The organism is Hallella multisaccharivorax DSM 17128 (genome assembly GCF_000218235.1).
GTDB classification, from domain to species: domain Bacteria; phylum Bacteroidota; class Bacteroidia; order Bacteroidales; family Bacteroidaceae; genus Prevotella; species Prevotella multisaccharivorax.
Genome location: NZ_GL945017.1, coordinates 206389 through 221146 on the forward strand (window position 1 = coordinate 206389; position 14758 = coordinate 221146).

General features: G+C 48.0%; 15 protein-coding genes and 5 tRNA genes. 1 reads left to right on the top strand and 19 read right to left on the bottom strand.

What is annotated here, in order from left to right; translation table 11 throughout:
* Window positions 1-84: 84 nt before the first annotated feature.
* From rplL to PREMU_RS01395, 19 genes are all read right to left on the bottom strand, one after another.
* Window positions 85-462 (bottom strand): 50S ribosomal protein L7/L12, encoded by a 378-nt coding sequence (gene rplL, locus PREMU_RS01315; protein WP_007572534.1) that lies wholly within the window; start codon window positions 460-462, stop codon window positions 85-87.
* A 78-nt stretch (window positions 463-540) separates the two neighbouring features.
* Window positions 541-1065, bottom strand: coding sequence for a 50S ribosomal protein L10 (gene rplJ, locus PREMU_RS01320; protein ID WP_007572535.1), 525 nt, complete (start codon window positions 1063-1065; stop codon window positions 541-543).
* Window positions 1066-1084: 19 nt separating this feature from the next.
* On the bottom strand, window positions 1085-1780 hold the full coding sequence (rplA, locus tag PREMU_RS01325) for a 50S ribosomal protein L1 (protein WP_007572536.1): 696 nt from the start codon (window positions 1778-1780) through the stop codon (window positions 1085-1087).
* A gap of 23 nt (window positions 1781-1803) precedes the next feature.
* Complete coding sequence (gene rplK, locus PREMU_RS01330; RefSeq protein WP_007572537.1) at window positions 1804-2247, bottom strand: 50S ribosomal protein L11; 444 nt, start codon at window positions 2245-2247, stop codon at window positions 1804-1806.
* Between the two features lie 53 nt (window positions 2248-2300).
* Complete coding sequence (gene nusG, locus PREMU_RS01335) at window positions 2301-2849, bottom strand: transcription termination/antitermination protein NusG (protein ID WP_007572538.1); 549 nt, start codon at window positions 2847-2849, stop codon at window positions 2301-2303.
* 14 nt (window positions 2850-2863) lie between these two features.
* Window positions 2864-3073 carry a preprotein translocase subunit SecE gene (gene secE, locus PREMU_RS14405; RefSeq protein ID WP_007572539.1) on the bottom strand — a complete coding sequence of 70 codons (210 nt, stop codon included), beginning with the start codon at window positions 3071-3073 and terminating at the stop codon, window positions 2864-2866.
* Window positions 3074-3088: 15 nt separating this feature from the next.
* Window positions 3089-3161 (bottom strand) — tRNA-Trp (locus PREMU_RS01340).
* Window positions 3162-3259: 98 nt separating this feature from the next.
* Window positions 3260-4468 (bottom strand): elongation factor Tu, encoded by a 1209-nt coding sequence (gene tuf / locus PREMU_RS01345; protein ID WP_007572540.1) that lies wholly within the window; start codon window positions 4466-4468, stop codon window positions 3260-3262.
* 82 nt (window positions 4469-4550) lie between these two features.
* Window positions 4551-4622 (bottom strand) — tRNA-Thr (locus PREMU_RS01350).
* 7 nt (window positions 4623-4629) lie between these two features.
* Window positions 4630-4702: transfer RNA gene (locus PREMU_RS01355), tRNA-Gly, on the bottom strand.
* 17 nt (window positions 4703-4719) lie between these two features.
* Window positions 4720-4802 (bottom strand) — tRNA-Tyr (locus PREMU_RS01360).
* A 14-nt stretch (window positions 4803-4816) separates the two neighbouring features.
* Window positions 4817-4890 (bottom strand) — tRNA-Thr (locus PREMU_RS01365).
* Between the two features lie 102 nt (window positions 4891-4992).
* Window positions 4993-5295 carry a ribosome hibernation-promoting factor, HPF/YfiA family gene (gene hpf / locus PREMU_RS01370; protein WP_007572541.1) on the bottom strand — a complete coding sequence of 101 codons (303 nt, stop codon included), beginning with the start codon at window positions 5293-5295 and terminating at the stop codon, window positions 4993-4995.
* A 24-nt stretch (window positions 5296-5319) separates the two neighbouring features.
* On the bottom strand, window positions 5320-6198 hold the full coding sequence (locus PREMU_RS01375) for a tyrosine-type recombinase/integrase (protein WP_007572543.1): 879 nt from the start codon (window positions 6196-6198) through the stop codon (window positions 5320-5322).
* Between the two features lie 94 nt (window positions 6199-6292).
* Entirely contained in the window at window positions 6293-6484 is a 192-nt protein-coding gene (rpsU, locus tag PREMU_RS01380) for a 30S ribosomal protein S21 (protein WP_007572545.1), read from the bottom strand.
* Window positions 6485-6841: 357 nt separating this feature from the next.
* A complete protein-coding gene (locus PREMU_RS01385; protein WP_007572546.1) occupies window positions 6842-8650 on the bottom strand; it encodes an aminopeptidase P family protein in 1809 nt (602 codons plus the stop codon).
* Between the two features lie 22 nt (window positions 8651-8672).
* The gene (locus PREMU_RS15925) at window positions 8673-8885 is read right to left on the bottom strand and encodes a type II toxin-antitoxin system YafQ family toxin (RefSeq protein ID WP_083819193.1); all 213 of its coding nucleotides are present in this window, start codon (window positions 8883-8885) and stop codon (window positions 8673-8675) included.
* Between the two features lie 125 nt (window positions 8886-9010).
* Window positions 9011-10507 (bottom strand): leucine-rich repeat protein, encoded by a 1497-nt coding sequence (locus tag PREMU_RS01390; RefSeq protein ID WP_007572547.1) that lies wholly within the window; start codon window positions 10505-10507, stop codon window positions 9011-9013.
* A gap of 217 nt (window positions 10508-10724) precedes the next feature.
* Window positions 10725-11393, bottom strand: coding sequence for a Crp/Fnr family transcriptional regulator (locus tag PREMU_RS01395; RefSeq protein WP_007572548.1), 669 nt, complete (start codon window positions 11391-11393; stop codon window positions 10725-10727).
* 303 nt (window positions 11394-11696) lie between these two features.
* On the opposite strand from PREMU_RS01395, the gene PREMU_RS01400 reads away from it, so the two are divergent.
* A complete protein-coding gene (locus tag PREMU_RS01400; protein ID WP_007572550.1) occupies window positions 11697-14681 on the top strand; it encodes an AraC family transcriptional regulator in 2985 nt (994 codons plus the stop codon).
* Window positions 14682-14758 lie beyond the last annotated feature (77 nt).

A 14758-nucleotide genomic window follows, 5' to 3' on the forward strand; every position in this document is an offset into this window, starting at 1 on the left:
TAGTGAATCCTAACCTTTGATAAAAAAATAGTAAGCAACATGAAAGTTCATGTAAATGAAACATCCATGTGATAAAGAGTCAAATTACTTGAGCTCGACCTTAGCACCAGCCTCTTCGATGGCCTTCTTAAGATTCTCAGCCTCGTCCTTGGAAAGACCTTCCTTGATGGTAGCAGGAGCACCCTCAACAAGGGTCTTTGCTTCCTTCAGACCAAGACCACAAGCTTCCTTGACTGCCTTCACGACCTGGAGCTTGGTAGCGCCAACGTCAGTAAGAACCACGTCAAAGCTTGACTTCTCCTCGGCAGCAGCCTCACCGCCTGCTGCGGGACCTGCTGCAACAGCTACAGCTGCTGCTGCGGGCTCGATGCCATACTCGTCCTTGAGGACCTGAGCCAACTCATTAACTTCCTTAACAGTAAGGTTTACCAACTCTTCTGCAATAGCTTTTACGTCTGCCATTTTATTCTCTTTTTTAATTATTCTTGTTTTTTATTGATTCGACTTTATAGTTTTGAGCGTATATACAACGCATCGACTTTACTCAGCGCGTTCGCCTAAAGTCTTAAGCACACCATGAATGGTGTTAGCGCCTGACTGCAGAGCAGAAACGACATTCTTCGCAGGTGACTGCAACAGAGCAACGATGTCAGCAATAACTTCGCCCTTGCTCTTAATAGCAGATAGCTCTTCAAGCTTGTCAGCACCTACATAGAATCCTTCCTCGGCATAAGCAGCCTTCAGAGAAGGAACACCTGCTGCCTTAATCTCCTTATCCTTCAGAAGCTTAGCAGGAATATTTGCAGTCTGAGTGAACAGCACTGCAGTGCTACCCTTCAAAGTTCCATAAAGCTCAGAGAAATCCACCTCAGCCTTCTCGAATGCCTGATGAAGAAGCTTGTTCTTCACCACAACCATCTTAATCTCACTCTTGAAGCACTTACGACGGAAAGAGGATGTAGCCTCTGCATCCATACCAGTGACGTCAACAAGATAGAAGTGAGGATATTCCGTCAGCTTCTTACCAAGTTCTACAATAATAGTATCTTTTTGTTCTTTCTTCATTTTACCAAACTTTTAAAAGTTAAATGCCGAGAGATTTGGGATCAATCTTGATACCCTTACTCATCGTACTTGAAAGGAAGATACTCTTAATGTATGTACCCTTGGCAGCGGCGGGCTTAAGCCGGATTACGGTATTCAAGAACTCCTTGGCATTGCCATAAATCTGATCAGCGGTCATAGAGATCTTACCGATAGAAGTATGAATGATACCAGCCTTGTCTACCTTAAAATCAATCTTACCCTGCTTTACCTCTTTCACGGCCTTGGCGACATCCATTGTCACCGTGCCACTCTTGGGGTTAGGCATCAAACCACGGGGACCAAGCACACGGCCTAAAGGACCTACCTTTCCCATGCAGGAAGGCATCGTAATGATCACATCAACGTCAGTCCAGCCGCCCTTAATCTTCTCAACATATTCGTCGAGACCAACATAATCAGCACCAGCTGCCTTAGCAGCCTCTTCCTGATCAGGCGTGCAGAGAGCAAGCACACGAGTCACCTTACCGGTACCGTTAGGCAGTGACACAACGCCACGGACCATTTGGTTAGCCTTTCGGGGATCCACGCCAAGACGCACATCAATATCAAGCGACGCATCGAACTTTGTCGTGGTAATTTCCTTAACAAGCTCGGAAGCCTCCTTCAGAGTGTATGCCTTTCCTACTTCAACCTTATCAGCTACTGATTTCTGATTCTTTGTCAGTTTACTCATTTTACTTAATCAAATTGAAGTTGTTACTTACTCTCAGGGAATTCCCCAGAAACATTGATACCCATGCTTCGTGCAGTACCTGCAACGAGTCTCATCGCACTCTCCACCGTGAAGCAGTTCAGATCAGCCATCTTGTCTTCGGCGATAGCCTTCACCTGATCCCAAGTCACTGTAGCGACTTTCTTACGGTTGGGCTCACCGGAGCCACTCTTCACCTTTGCGGCTTCCCTCAACTGAACAGCAGCAGAAGGAGTCTTAATGATGAAGCTGAAAGACTTGTCAGTGTAATATGTGATGACTACAGGCAACACCTTGCCAGCCTTGTCCTGGGTACGGGCATTGAACTCTTTGCAGAATCCCATAATATTAATACCCTTGGAACCCAGAGCAGGGCCAACGGGTGGTGAAGGATTCGCTGCCCCGCCCTTAATCTGCAATTTGATTAAACCAGCAACTTCTTTAGCCATTTCTTTATTAAATCTAAATAATTAAAATATAAACCGAGAGCAGCCCGTAACAACTACTCTGCGATTTTCTCTACTTGCGCATAACTAAGCTCTAACGGCGTGTTACGACCGAAGATCTTAACCATAACCTTTAATGTGTGTTTCTCAGTATTGATGTCCTCAATGACACCTTCAAATCCGGAGAACGGGCCATCGATGACTTTGATAGTCTCATCCAGAATATAAGGTACATCGGAAGTCATCTCCTTCGAGGACTCTTCCGCAGCGCCCAACATTCTGTTGATCTGAGATAAAGGAACCGGACTGGGATGGCTCAAGCCACCAAGGAATCCCAGACAATTGGGCATGAACCTTAAAGTAGAAGCAAGATCCGGAGTCATTTCAGCCTCAACAAACACATAACCGGGAAGGGAAATTCTTTCCTTCTCAACGATTTTGCCATTGCGAGAGACTGCATGCTTCTCCATTGGAATCATCACTTGAGACACATGATCCGAGATGACATGGTTGTGTCTCATCTCGTTCTCAATGTATTCCTTAAGTTTTGCTTCCTTACCACTGATGGCACTCATCACGTACCACTTCTTATTAGAATCAGCCATTGTCAATCAAAGGATTATCCAGGGTAGATGACACCCATGAGATTCTTAAACACCAAATCCATCACAAAAACAACAACCGCGATGACAAGGGAAGCTGTTAAAACAATCACCGCGCTGTGAGTCAGTTCATGTGGTGTGGGCCATGTTGTCTTATGTGCAAGCTCGTCATAGCAAGCTATACAATAATTTTCAAATCTATTACAGAGATTGCCTATCTTACTCATTGTAAATCTTTTAAGCACGGGTTGGAAGGCTCGAACTCCCGACACCTGGTTTTGGAGACCAGTGCTCTACCAACTGAGCTAAACCCGTATACAGTTAGGAGTCGTAAGTTAGAAGTTAGTAGTTAAACTGAGTGACATAAAATACCACAACTTACAACTACCAACTTCTAACTCCTAACTATTTTGTTATCCTTCCTCGGCTACATCGGGAAGGATCTTGGTGATCTGGCCAGAGCCTACTGTACGTCCTCCCTCACGGATAGCGAAGCGAAGACCCTCATTCAGGGCAACCTTATAGATCAGACGGACCTCAATCTCTACGTTGTCACCAGGCATCACCATGTCTACACCTTCGGGAAGAGTGATCTCACCTGTGCAGTCCATAGTGCGGAGATAGAACTGAGGACGATAGCGGTTGCCGAACGGAGTGTGACGGCCACCCTCTTCCTTCTTCAGCACGTAGATGGATGCCTTAAAGTGATCGTGAGGAGTAATAGCACCCGGGTGCACAACTACCATACCACGCTTCACCTCTTCCTTGTCGATACCGCGGAGCAGCAGGCCAACGTTATCACCGGCCTCGCCCTCGGGCAGAGTCTTGCGGAACATCTCAACACCTGTGATGACAGACTTCTTGTCCTCGCCAAGGCCAAGGAGCTGAACCTCGTCACCGATCTTGCAACGGCCGGTCTCAATACGTCCAGTAGCCACTGTACCACGACCTGTGATAGAGAACACGTCCTCAACAGGCATCAAGAAAGGCTTATCAACCTCACGGGTAGGCTCCTGAATCCAACTGTCAACAGCGTCCATGAGTTCCATGATCTTGTCTTCCCACTTCTTCACACCGTTCAGTGCACCGAGAGCAGAACCACAGATGATAGGAGTATCCTCCTCATATCCATAGGAGGTAAGCAGATCCTGCACGTCCATCTTCACGAGGTCAATCATCTCATCGTCGACTTCAGGATCATCGCACTTGTTCAAGAACACGACCATACGGGGCACATTCACCTGACGGGCGAGCAGCACGTGCTCACGGGTCTGAGGCATAGGACCGTCGGTAGCGGCAACAACGAGGATAGCACCATCCATCTGAGCGGCACCCGTAACCATGTTCTTCACATAGTCAGCGTGACCCGGACAGTCCACGTGAGCGTAATGACGCTTAGCGGTCTCATACTCAATGTGGGCGGTGTTGATGGTGATACCACGCTCCTTCTCCTCCGGAGCGTTATCAATCTGATCGAAGGACTTCACTTCCTCACCGGTGCCGAGGCGCTCGTGAAGCACCTTCGAGATGGCAGCGGTCAGAGTGGTCTTACCATGGTCCACGTGACCGATGGTACCAATGTTAACATGCGGTTTGGTGCGCACATAAACCTCTTTTGCCATAGTTTAACTGTTTATTTGTTGTTTAATTAATCGATAGCTGTTTAGCATTCCTCCGCGCCGCTATAGGGCGGCAACTAAAGAGAGCTGTTACTGAGACTTGAACTCAGGACCTCTTCCTTACCAAGGAAGTGCTCTACCACTGAGCTATAACAGCATTTGAGAGCGGAAAACGGGGCTCAAACCCGCGACCCCCAGCTTGGAAGGCTAGTGCTCTATCAACTGAGCTATTTCCGCAATATCCCTTTCGAGCGTGGGTGGTGATGGATTCGAACCACCGAAGGCAAGAGCCAGCAGATTTACAGTCTGCCCCATTTGGCCACTCTGGTAACCACCCGTCTTTTTACTCTGAGCCTCTTGTCGGATTCGAACCAACGACCCCGAGATTACAAATCACGTGCTCTGGCCAACTGAGCTAAAGAGGCGTATCAATGCAGCCGTCCTACTGGCCGAACAATTGACTCGTTGTAAAACGGCTGCAAAGGTACTATTTATTTTTCAATCTCCAAAACTTTTTGAGGAAATTTTCAATGGTTACGTATTTTTTCCTTGAATTTCGTCAGTTGCTCCCGCAAGCTGTCTACGCACAGATCAACACCTTCCTCGAAGGTGTCGCACGTCTTGGCGACATAGATAGGATTGCCGTTGGGCACCGTAACGGTGACACTGGTCTCCTTGTTGAGCGCGGCAGCAGGCTTGACAACCTTTAATTGCACCTCTACTTTCTTAATATCTTCAAATGATTTCTCCAACTTAGCGACCTTCTTCTCTATGAAGGCCTGCAGCTTTTCGGTAGTGTCGAAGTGGATCGACTTAATGTTAACTTCCATAGTTACCATTGTTAAAGGTTAAACTCATGCCCGGGGATGGGCGTTCTTATACACTCGGCGGAGCTGCTCGAAGGTGGTATGTGTGTACACCTCCGTGGTCGACGCGCTGGCGTGCCCCAACAGTCTCCTCACACTTTCTATACTCGCGCCGTGGTTGAGCATCGCTGTGGCGAAGGTATGCCGCAACACGTGCGGCGAGAGCTTCTTCTGCGTGCTCACGAGCGAGAGCTTGGCCTTGACGCGGCGTCTCACTTCCTCGGTAGTGACGCGGTCCCCTCTTGGCGTGACAAACACCGCTTCAGCATGTCGGGGCACCTCTCGGTCTCTGACTGCCATATAGTGGCGGAGCGTTTGCGCAAGTTCATCACCATAGGGCACCACCCGCTGCTTGTTACCTTTACCGGTCACTTTCAGCTGGTGATTGTTGCTGTCGATGTCCACATCGTTAAGCCCCGTCAGTTCTGACACACGGATACCCGTCTCATAAAACATAGTGATAATCGCCTTGTCGCGGACCTCCTCGAAGCTGTCTCCCCAAGGCAGATCGTCGAGCAGACGGTTCATCTCACTCTCTTTGAGAAACACAGGCAACCGCTTGCGCACTTTTGGCGGTTCTAATCGGTAGGTAGGGTCGCGCTCTACATAATGCCTTGCCAAAGCAAAGCGGAAGAGAGAGCGCAGGGCTGCGAAACGCGTACCGACACTGGATGCTTCCATCCCACCATCGACGAGATGCTCCATCCAGTCGCGGACGATGTCCTCGTCGACCGTTGGCCAGTCGAGCCCACTGTCAAGATGACGAAAGAAATTCTCGAACTCTCTGATTGAGCACTCATAAGACACGACGGTCTTCGGCGAACGCCGGCGCTCATAGCGTAAATAATCGAGAAAATCGTTGACCATTTCATCCAACAGTTAAGCACCTACTGACACTTCGGTGATTTCTATTGCGAATTTATGGAAATTATTTGATGCTACCAAATTTTTTAAGAAGATTTTACTCTTCCTCGTCACGCATGTGCTGCACGTAAACGGCGTGTTCCATCTTGAGACGCTTCTTGACAGATGGCTTGTCAAACTGCTGACGGGCACGAAGCTCCTTGATGACACCTGTCTTTTCGAACTTTCTCTTGAACTTCTTGAGAGCTCTCTCGATGTTCTCGCCTTCCTTTACGGGTACAATAATCATTTTGTTTTGGTTTTAAAAATTTAAATTAGACATGCGCTCCGCGGTATGGGCATAATACGCCCTCACCACGAGAAGCGGATGCAAAATTACTGGTTATTTTTCAGATGGCCAAACAATTAGCCATTTTTCAACCGAAAACTTCTGATTTTCATACTTTCGACGTTTCGCCTCTACGCCGTAATCGCATTGCCTCTACACCGTAATCGCATTGCCTCTACACCGTAATCGCACTGCCTCTACACCGTAATCGCACTGCCTCTACGGCGTAATCGCATCAGCCATACACTGCAATGGCGATGTCCTTGATAAATAGAGGAAAAGATAGGAGGCAGATGACCGTAACCAATGGCGTACGAGTCAGATCTCTCGCGTTGCCTCCTGGAGCCACTTCAGGTCTTCTCCGTCGAGATGTGGAGCCAACATGTCACAGACGTGGCGATGATAGTTGTTCAGCCAGGCGCGCTCCTCGGGCAGCAGCAGCTCCTTGATGACCGGCGCGGCATCAAAGGGACAGAGGGTGAGTGGCTCCATCTGCAGGAAGTCGCCAAAGACCGTCTGCATGTAGGGCTGGATAAGTAGCGTGTTCTCGTGGCGCACACCAAACTGCCCCTCGAGATAGATGCCCGGCTCGTCGGTGACGGTCATGTCTGTTCTGAGCGGCGTGGGCATATACTCCATGCGTATCTGGTGAGGGCCTTCGTGAACATTGAGATACGATCCGACTCCGTGGCCCGTGCCATGAAGATAGTTCAACCCTTCGCGCCAGAGTGCCTCGCGGGCCAGCGCGTCGAGCTGCGTGCCCGAGACGCCATCAGGGAACTTGGCGAGCTCCAACTGGATATGGCCTTTGAGAACCAGTGTGTAGACACGTCGCATCTCATCGGTAACTGGTCCTAAGGCGATGGTGCGCGTGATGTCCGTAGTGCCGTCCTCATACTGCGCACCGCTGTCGAGCAACAACAGTCCGTGGGGCTCCAGGGCTACATTGGTCTCAGGCGTCGCCTCGTAGTGCACTATGGCTCCATGGGCGTTATATCCTGCAATAGTATCAAAGCTGATGCCGCGGAAGAGTGGCTGCTCAGCACGCAAGGCAGTAAGCTTGCGGTCGATGCTCATCTCCGTCTGTCCGCCGGCTTCCACTGCCGGTTTGAGCCACCGCAAGAATTTCACGAGTGCGATGCCATCTTTGAGCATAGCACTGCGGTAACCCGCTATCTCCGCCTGATTCTTCACCGCCTTCATAGCTGGAATAGGGGAAGAGTGTCTTACGATTTCCTTAGCATAAGCGTTGTCGTTTGACGATGCGATAATATTATATAATGTGTAGGACGTCTCTTCCGGATCGAGAAGGATGTTATACTCAAAATATTTTCGCAGTCCCTCGCCAACCTTACCGTAGGGGGCAATCTTCACGTTTTGGGAGTCGAGATAGGTTTCCACCTGAGCCGTAAGCTTTTCATTGTTGACAAACAGTGTCACCTCGTCGGTGCTGATGAGCAGATAAGCCACAAAGACAGGATTACAATGCACGTCGGATCCACGCAGGTTAAGCAACCACGCTATATCGTCAAGCGCCGACACAAGCATGCCATCGGCACCCATGTCGCAAAGAGCCGCTCTCACGCGCTCAATCTTGGATAGTGTAGTTTCCCCTGCATACTCTAATGAATGCAGCTCTATCTTATGGTCAGGTATGCCGGGACGGTCGTCCCATATCTCATTGAGTGGATCAAAGTTTGTGCGCACCGTTATGCCGCCCTGGCGTCGCAAGTCATGGGTAAGTGTCTCTACCGAACTATAATTATTGCACATTCCATCCACGCCGACTTGTGCATTACGGTTCTTGAGCTCCTTGCCAAGCCATTCTGATATAGAAGGCGTACCCTTCACCTTTTGACGCATAAGCTGAAAAGACGTACCCACCAACTGGTTCTCGGCAGCAATAAAGTAGCGACTGTCAGTCCATAAGGCAGCGGAGTCCATGGTTACCACAGCGGTGCCCGCTGAACCTTTGAAACCACTTATCCACTCTCTGCCCTTCCAACGGTCGGGCGTATATTCCGAATGATGGGGATCGGTAGACGGAAAGATAAAAGCGTCAAGTTTTTCATGACGCAGCACCTCGCGAAGATCAGCAAGGCGGGAAAGAATAGTATCGTTAACCATATAAAAAAAACTACAGAGTTAATCAGCGCTTACGTCCGCTGCTATACAACTCGAAATGATATTCACGTTGGGACAACTTGATGATAGGCTTGGACTTGTCTATCCACATGAGACGAAAATCATCTAAGACATGGCATTCCATGCAATCCTTATCATCTCCATGAAGAGGATGAGGCAAATAATCGAAAGTGACACTACCTTTTGTCTGCAAATCATTAAGAACGACTTTTATAATACGCTAATAAGTTCTTCATTATGCTTGTAACTTCTTTAGGGTCTTCCGTAAACAATATCAGGACTCACATCATCAAAATATCATTTATGAGACTATGTGGATCTTTGCGACAAGAGAAAGGAACTCTATTCTTCGACTATCTCTTTAGCTCTATTCCATCCTTTGGCATTTCGATATAGCTCGGCCGTCCCCTTCGGAACATATAGTGTGCATTTCTTCGCAACACCGAATTTTTCCAATTCGGGAGGGGTAGCCCATTTGACATGGATGCGCTTGGCTGTCACATGGCCGAGTACACAATGGTCTGCATCTTCTACCACCTCAACCGTAGATGGGAAATAGACATCTTCAAGCGTGGTTCCGGTAAACAGTGCATTATAACCGATGATCTCCAATTTCGAGTCCTTTGGAATGATGATCTCTACAAGATTCGGGCAGTTGAATAATGCATAGGAATCGAGTACGCGCACATTTACGGGAATGGTGATTGACCGGATGCCCTCCAACAAATGGAAGGCATAAGAACCTATTTCGTGCAGCGCCTTCGGAAGGATGATGGATTGCAACGGGCAACGGGTAATATTAAAAGCGTTTTTACCAAGAGTATTGATCTCTCCTTTATAATCATTCTCGTCCATCCAATGAATGGCATGGCCATCATAGTTGCCACCGCCACTGGTGATTTCACAGTCACTCATGTCAAGATGCTTGACATTCAGCGCGACTTGCTCCGTCACAGTTATGTAATAAGCTCTGTCAGAAGAAACCCTTTTATAAGAAACCATTGGGTGAAGCAGCATTCTCAACACCTTCATGTCTCTGTCGTCAAGCATCCCTCCAAGCCTTAGGGTGTCTACCTTTGCCCATTCGTATGCATTGTCTCCAAGAAAGGTAGAGAGTGTTCCAGGATGTTCCACATTGATATACTGGTTGCTGTGCAATGTGCCACTCTGAAGAATGGTTACCGTCACATCTTCCGCATCATCTGCTGAGAACGTAATGGCAGCTTTACGTCCAAGTCCAGTATTCTTATCAATATGCAGTTTTACAAAACCATTATTCTTCAGGCTTGAGCCGGCCTTATCAACAGTCAGCCAGTCCATATGGCCTGCCATAGAGTTACCGTCAGTGATTTTCCATGTTACATTTGCCGGTAACCTGTTGAAACAGATAGATACATCGCTCTCGTCGGCAGGCACATTGTCAAAATTGTCATATTCCAATTTGATACATCTTATGTAATCCTGAGCGATAGTAACAGACACCGGCTTACCATTGCAAAGAAGCCGAAATGATGCGTATCGTTTGTCCTCAGTGTCATTCTCTGTTGCATCCACTACCAAAGCAAAGCCATAGTTTGCATCTCGCTCAATCTTAAAATGACACCATGAGCATTCTTCATCGTTGATGGTCCATTCATCCTCGGCGTTTAAGCCAAACTTCACTTCACCACCCTTAGGATCAATAGTCATCTTACCTTGATTCAACAACTGCTGTGCCTCAGGATCGGTAACATTATGAATACCAATAGGTACAGACTCATCATTCCCATGGCAGGCAGTGAGAACCGTCAGTATACAGAGAATCGACATTAGCAGTAAATAGCATGATACTTTTTTCATAGGGTCTAATATATTTAGTCTTGACGCAAAGGTACAAACAATATTCCCATTCTGATAATATAAGACATAGTATTATTAACAAGACATAGTATTATTTATTCGTAAAGAGTCGGCAAGTTCAACACAGAAGTGTAATTAGGAGGACAGGTTTAACCTTAAATAATCCATACCTGAAAACACCGATGGGTCAGAAGAGAAGCACAACAATGCCGTCATGCTACTTCATCTTCTGTTGGTCTAAGATAGTTATCTCTCTGCCGTTGATCTTGATGGCTCCCGCCTTCTGAAAGCCGGCAAGGACACGGAGCAGCGAAAACTTCTGAATGCCGAACGAGTCGGCTATCTCCTGACGTGAGCGTAAGAGGTGAATCACATTAGAGCCTTGTTCCCCTGCGCGCTCCAGGAGAAGCCATGCCACTTTCTCCCGTACTGTGTAGAGACTCAGCACACGCATGCGCTTAGTAAGGAAAGCGTTGATGTTAGAAAGTACACGCATGAAGTTCATCGACAGTTGCCAGTTGTCGCGGAGCAGCTGCTCAAACTCTGTCTTGCGCATGCGGAATACTGTAACGGGTGTTCCCGTCTCCACACCCACAGGCAGGTTGTTGTTCTTGGAGAAGACAAAGGCAGGCGCCACGATGTTACCATCACGCAGCCGGCTCACTTCCACTTGCTTGCCCGATAACGACGACATGCGACAGATGAGAGTGCCGCTGAGAATGATGTCGAGATGTTGGTAAGGCATGTTGGCAAGCGCATAGATGTCGTGGGCATCATAGCGTACGATGGACCATTTGACACCGCTGAGTGCTATTTCTATTTCAAGAGGGTTCATGTTTGCGAAGAGCGGACAGTGGCAGAGTTTATCAAGTATTTTTTGTTCCATGACTATTGGGTATTGGATGATGGGTGTTGGTTATTAAAGGTTTGCAAAAGCACGGAAAGCAGCTCTTTGAAGTGCTGAATACAGTGTGGTATTTGGGATGATCTTGGCAGTCCCACAGCGTGTCATCAGCATTGAAGGCAAAGGGTGAGACTGCCCCCTGCAGTGGCTTAAGCTCCTTTGTGATATTGGTTGTATTCATATGTACAAAGTTACAGAAAATAATAGAAGAGATAGGTAAAAGTCAGAGATAATTATTAATTTTGCAATGGTAAAACCAATAAAAAACTTGCTTGGAACACCAATATGAGACAGAAAACAAATGTTTTTTTGTGTTGCCTCTCCCTGTTGCTGCTGGCCACCATGATGTCGGTTCTTCCCTTGCGGGGAGAAGTGCGCAATGGCTTTCTCGTCTCATATCTTAACCTCAACACAGGTATGCCGGCAAACTATGTCGACGATATCTATCGTGACTCGCATGGCTTTGTGTGGCTATCTACACATGGCAGTGGATTGTTACGGTATGACGGCTTTTCCTTTATGAACTTCGGACTGAGTGGAAATCTTGGTTTGAGTATGTGTTCCAACAGTTGTCACAATGTTGTGGAAGACCATTTCGGACGTCTTTGGATCGCTTTCGAGGAAGGAACCAAATGCTTTGACATGAAAAAGGGAAGTGTCAATCATCCCAAGTCTGCCTCATCACAGACAGACAAGATGTTGAGACAGGTTATGACGAGACCTTGTATCCGTGTCTATTGCGATTCAAAAGGAAATATATGGATTCTCACGGTTACGGACCTTTGTCGGGTGTCTTTTGATGATGAGGGTAACGTCTCCAAGGTGTTCGTAACGACACACCACACGAAGGTTCCGGATCTCGCCATTGCTGACTTGGATGGGGACGGCTCCGTCTATGTGGGCTTAAATTTGCATCTCAATAAGGTTCGAGTCCGGAAAGATCATCTGGTCGTTGAGAATCTTTCAGCCCTGTATCCTCAATTAAATGGTTCGATCATTGGCGCAATCGTCAAGTGGCATGGGCAGGTGTGGTTTGGTACGAATCGCGGATTATACAGTAGCGTTTTCAGAGACCCCGGGATCCACTTCAAGGCGACAGGCAACGGCTTGCAGCACGAGTCGGTGACGTCACTTGCTGTTTCGAATAATGGCAAACACCTCATTATTGGCACATTGGGAGGGGTTGACTTACTGAACAGGGACCGTTCGTTCTCCGGACACTGGAACAGCAGACAAGCGGTCAATCCGTTGTCGAGCGACTTCGTCAATTGCGTTTACACTTTTGGACGACAGTTATGGGTTGGAACGGAGAATGGCGGAATCACACAACTTAAACCACGTAAACTTAATATCACCAATTTCCTGCACGATGATGCCTTGCCAGAATCTCTAAGCTCCGGAGCCGTCAATGCCATGTATGAATCGCCTGCCGGTGACCTTTGGATTGGAACGGTGGAAGGCGGTCTCAACCTGTTGCGGAAGGGTTCACACGAGTTCGTTCACTTCACGACTTCCAACTCCGGCCTGCCTCATAATTCCGTTTCTGTTCTTACCACTGACAGCAGTGGAAACATCTGGATTGGCACATGGGGCGGTGGTGTAGCTGTCTCTTCCGGCGGTAGCATCCGTCCACTCGTCACAGACGCAGCGCATTCTGTGGACCTGATGTTTATCGGCTCCATGGCCTATGACCCGTACAATCACGGGATGTGGATTGGTGCCAATGCCGGTTTGTTCTTCTATGACTTCAAGACCCAGAAGCTTCGCGATCCTTTCCCGCAATGCCGTACCATCAACGGAGCGATAGGCAGCTTAGTGACCCGCGATGGGAAGTTATTCATGGGATGCCTTCCGGGAATGGTCTCTGTCGACCTAAAGAAAGGGCCGAACCGAAAAGGGCAGTTCTCTTTTACACATTATTTATATAAGCTCGACCATCCATCCTCCAAAGCATACGAGAAGGTGACATCATTCTTTCAGACTCGGGACGGCACAATATGGATAGGAAGCAATGGTGACGGCATATACCGAATGAGAGGTTCCATTCCTGACAGTGCTTCCGTGCGCTGCTTTACCATTACGAATGGACTCGCCAACAATGGAGCGAAAGGATTGGCGGCTGATAAAAGCGGGTTGCTGTGGATTGCGACAGACGACGGACTGTCGTGCATGAACCCTCGGACAGAGACCTTTGACAATTTCACGGTAGCAGACGGCTTGCTAAGTAATCAGTTTTATTTCAACGGGCTCATCCAAGGCCATCATGGAGAAATATGGTTGGGCAGCGACAAAGGACTGACACTTTTAGAGGGTGTGAACAAGGGTGCAGACAGTCCTGTGAGGCTGACGTTTACTGCTCTTTATGTCAACAACTGCTATGTGAAAGCGGGGAGCGACTATCTGAAAGAGGACATTGCCATCAGCAAAGAAATTCGTCTTCACGAGAGTGACCGTAGTTTCGTTATCGATTTCTCCACGCTCAGCTATGACGGTGAGAGTCTGGGAGCCTATGCCTATCGCATGAAAGGTTATGAGAACGACTGGATTCCCCTGCAGACAGGTGAGCACAGTGTGAGATATTCAATGCTTCCTGCGGGTCATTATGCTTTTGAAGTGAGGTACACACCTCCGATGGGCAGCGGTAAGATTCAAGTGGCTTCTGTTGGGGTCACGGTGACACCTTATTTCTGGAAGAGCTGGTGGTTCCTGACATTGCTTGCTCTCCTTCTTGCCTTCCTTGCTTTCAAAGCCTATAAATATCGCATGAGACTGATGCGGGACAGAGTAGCCGTGCAGTTGTACCGGCCTATCGAGGCGGCGCTGAAGGACAGTAAGGAACCGGAGCTCCTGGAGTCACGTATCCAGAAGATTTTGCAGAACGAGAAGCTGTATCAACAAAGTCAGAAGCAGAGCATCGACAAGGATAAGACTGAGGTACGGTCTAAAGAAGTACCGTTTATGGACCGGATTATGAAGGTTATGGAAGAGAACTATGCTAATCCCGACTTGAATGTGGGGATGATAGCAGAGGCTTTGGGTATGCAGCGGACAGAGGTCAGTAAACAGTTGCAGAGCAATGTCGGCTTCACAACATCTCAGTTTATCCGTAATTATCGCCTTGACCTTGCCAAGAAGATGTTGGAAGATAATGTTGCTGAACGTAACATCACGGAAATTGCTTTCCGTGTTGGATTTAACGATCCCAAATATTTCACCCGTTGCTTTTCCCAGCGCTTCGGTGTGGCCCCATCGGCATACAAGAAGAGCTAAAGGGTAGAAAATCAGAGGAAATACGATATTTCCACTTTATATTTCTGTTTTTCCACCGTGTATATTTACACCCTTCG

Bases quoted from the DNA above. Each gene is read 5' to 3' on its own strand.
- rpsU (WP_007572545.1), bottom strand. From the start codon at position 6,484: ATGATTATTGTACCCGTAAAGGAAGGCGAGAACATCGAGAGAGCTCTC.
- PREMU_RS01375 (WP_007572543.1), bottom strand. From the start codon at position 6,198: ATGGTCAACGATTTTCTCGATTATTTACGCTATGAGCGCCGGCGTTCG.
- PREMU_RS01390 (WP_007572547.1), bottom strand. From the start codon at position 10,507: ATGAAAAAAGTATCATGCTATTTACTGCTAATGTCGATTCTCTGTATA.
- rplA (WP_007572536.1), bottom strand. From the start codon at position 1,780: ATGAGTAAACTGACAAAGAATCAGAAATCAGTAGCTGATAAGGTTGAA.
- PREMU_RS01400 (WP_007572550.1), top strand. From the start codon at position 11,697: ATGAGACAGAAAACAAATGTTTTTTTGTGTTGCCTCTCCCTGTTGCTG.
- rplL (WP_007572534.1), bottom strand. From the start codon at position 462: ATGGCAGACGTAAAAGCTATTGCAGAAGAGTTGGTAAACCTTACTGTT.
- tuf (WP_007572540.1), bottom strand. From the start codon at position 4,468: ATGGCAAAAGAGGTTTATGTGCGCACCAAACCGCATGTTAACATTGGT.
- secE (WP_007572539.1), bottom strand. From the start codon at position 3,073: ATGAGTAAGATAGGCAATCTCTGTAATAGATTTGAAAATTATTGTATA.
- PREMU_RS01395 (WP_007572548.1), bottom strand. From the start codon at position 11,393: ATGGAACAAAAAATACTTGATAAACTCTGCCACTGTCCGCTCTTCGCA.
- nusG (WP_007572538.1), bottom strand. From the start codon at position 2,849: ATGGCTGATTCTAATAAGAAGTGGTACGTGATGAGTGCCATCAGTGGT.
- PREMU_RS01385 (WP_007572546.1), bottom strand. From the start codon at position 8,650: ATGGTTAACGATACTATTCTTTCCCGCCTTGCTGATCTTCGCGAGGTG.
- rplK (WP_007572537.1), bottom strand. From the start codon at position 2,247: ATGGCTAAAGAAGTTGCTGGTTTAATCAAATTGCAGATTAAGGGCGGG.
- hpf (WP_007572541.1), bottom strand. From the start codon at position 5,295: ATGGAAGTTAACATTAAGTCGATCCACTTCGACACTACCGAAAAGCTG.
- rplJ (WP_007572535.1), bottom strand. From the start codon at position 1,065: ATGAAGAAAGAACAAAAAGATACTATTATTGTAGAACTTGGTAAGAAG.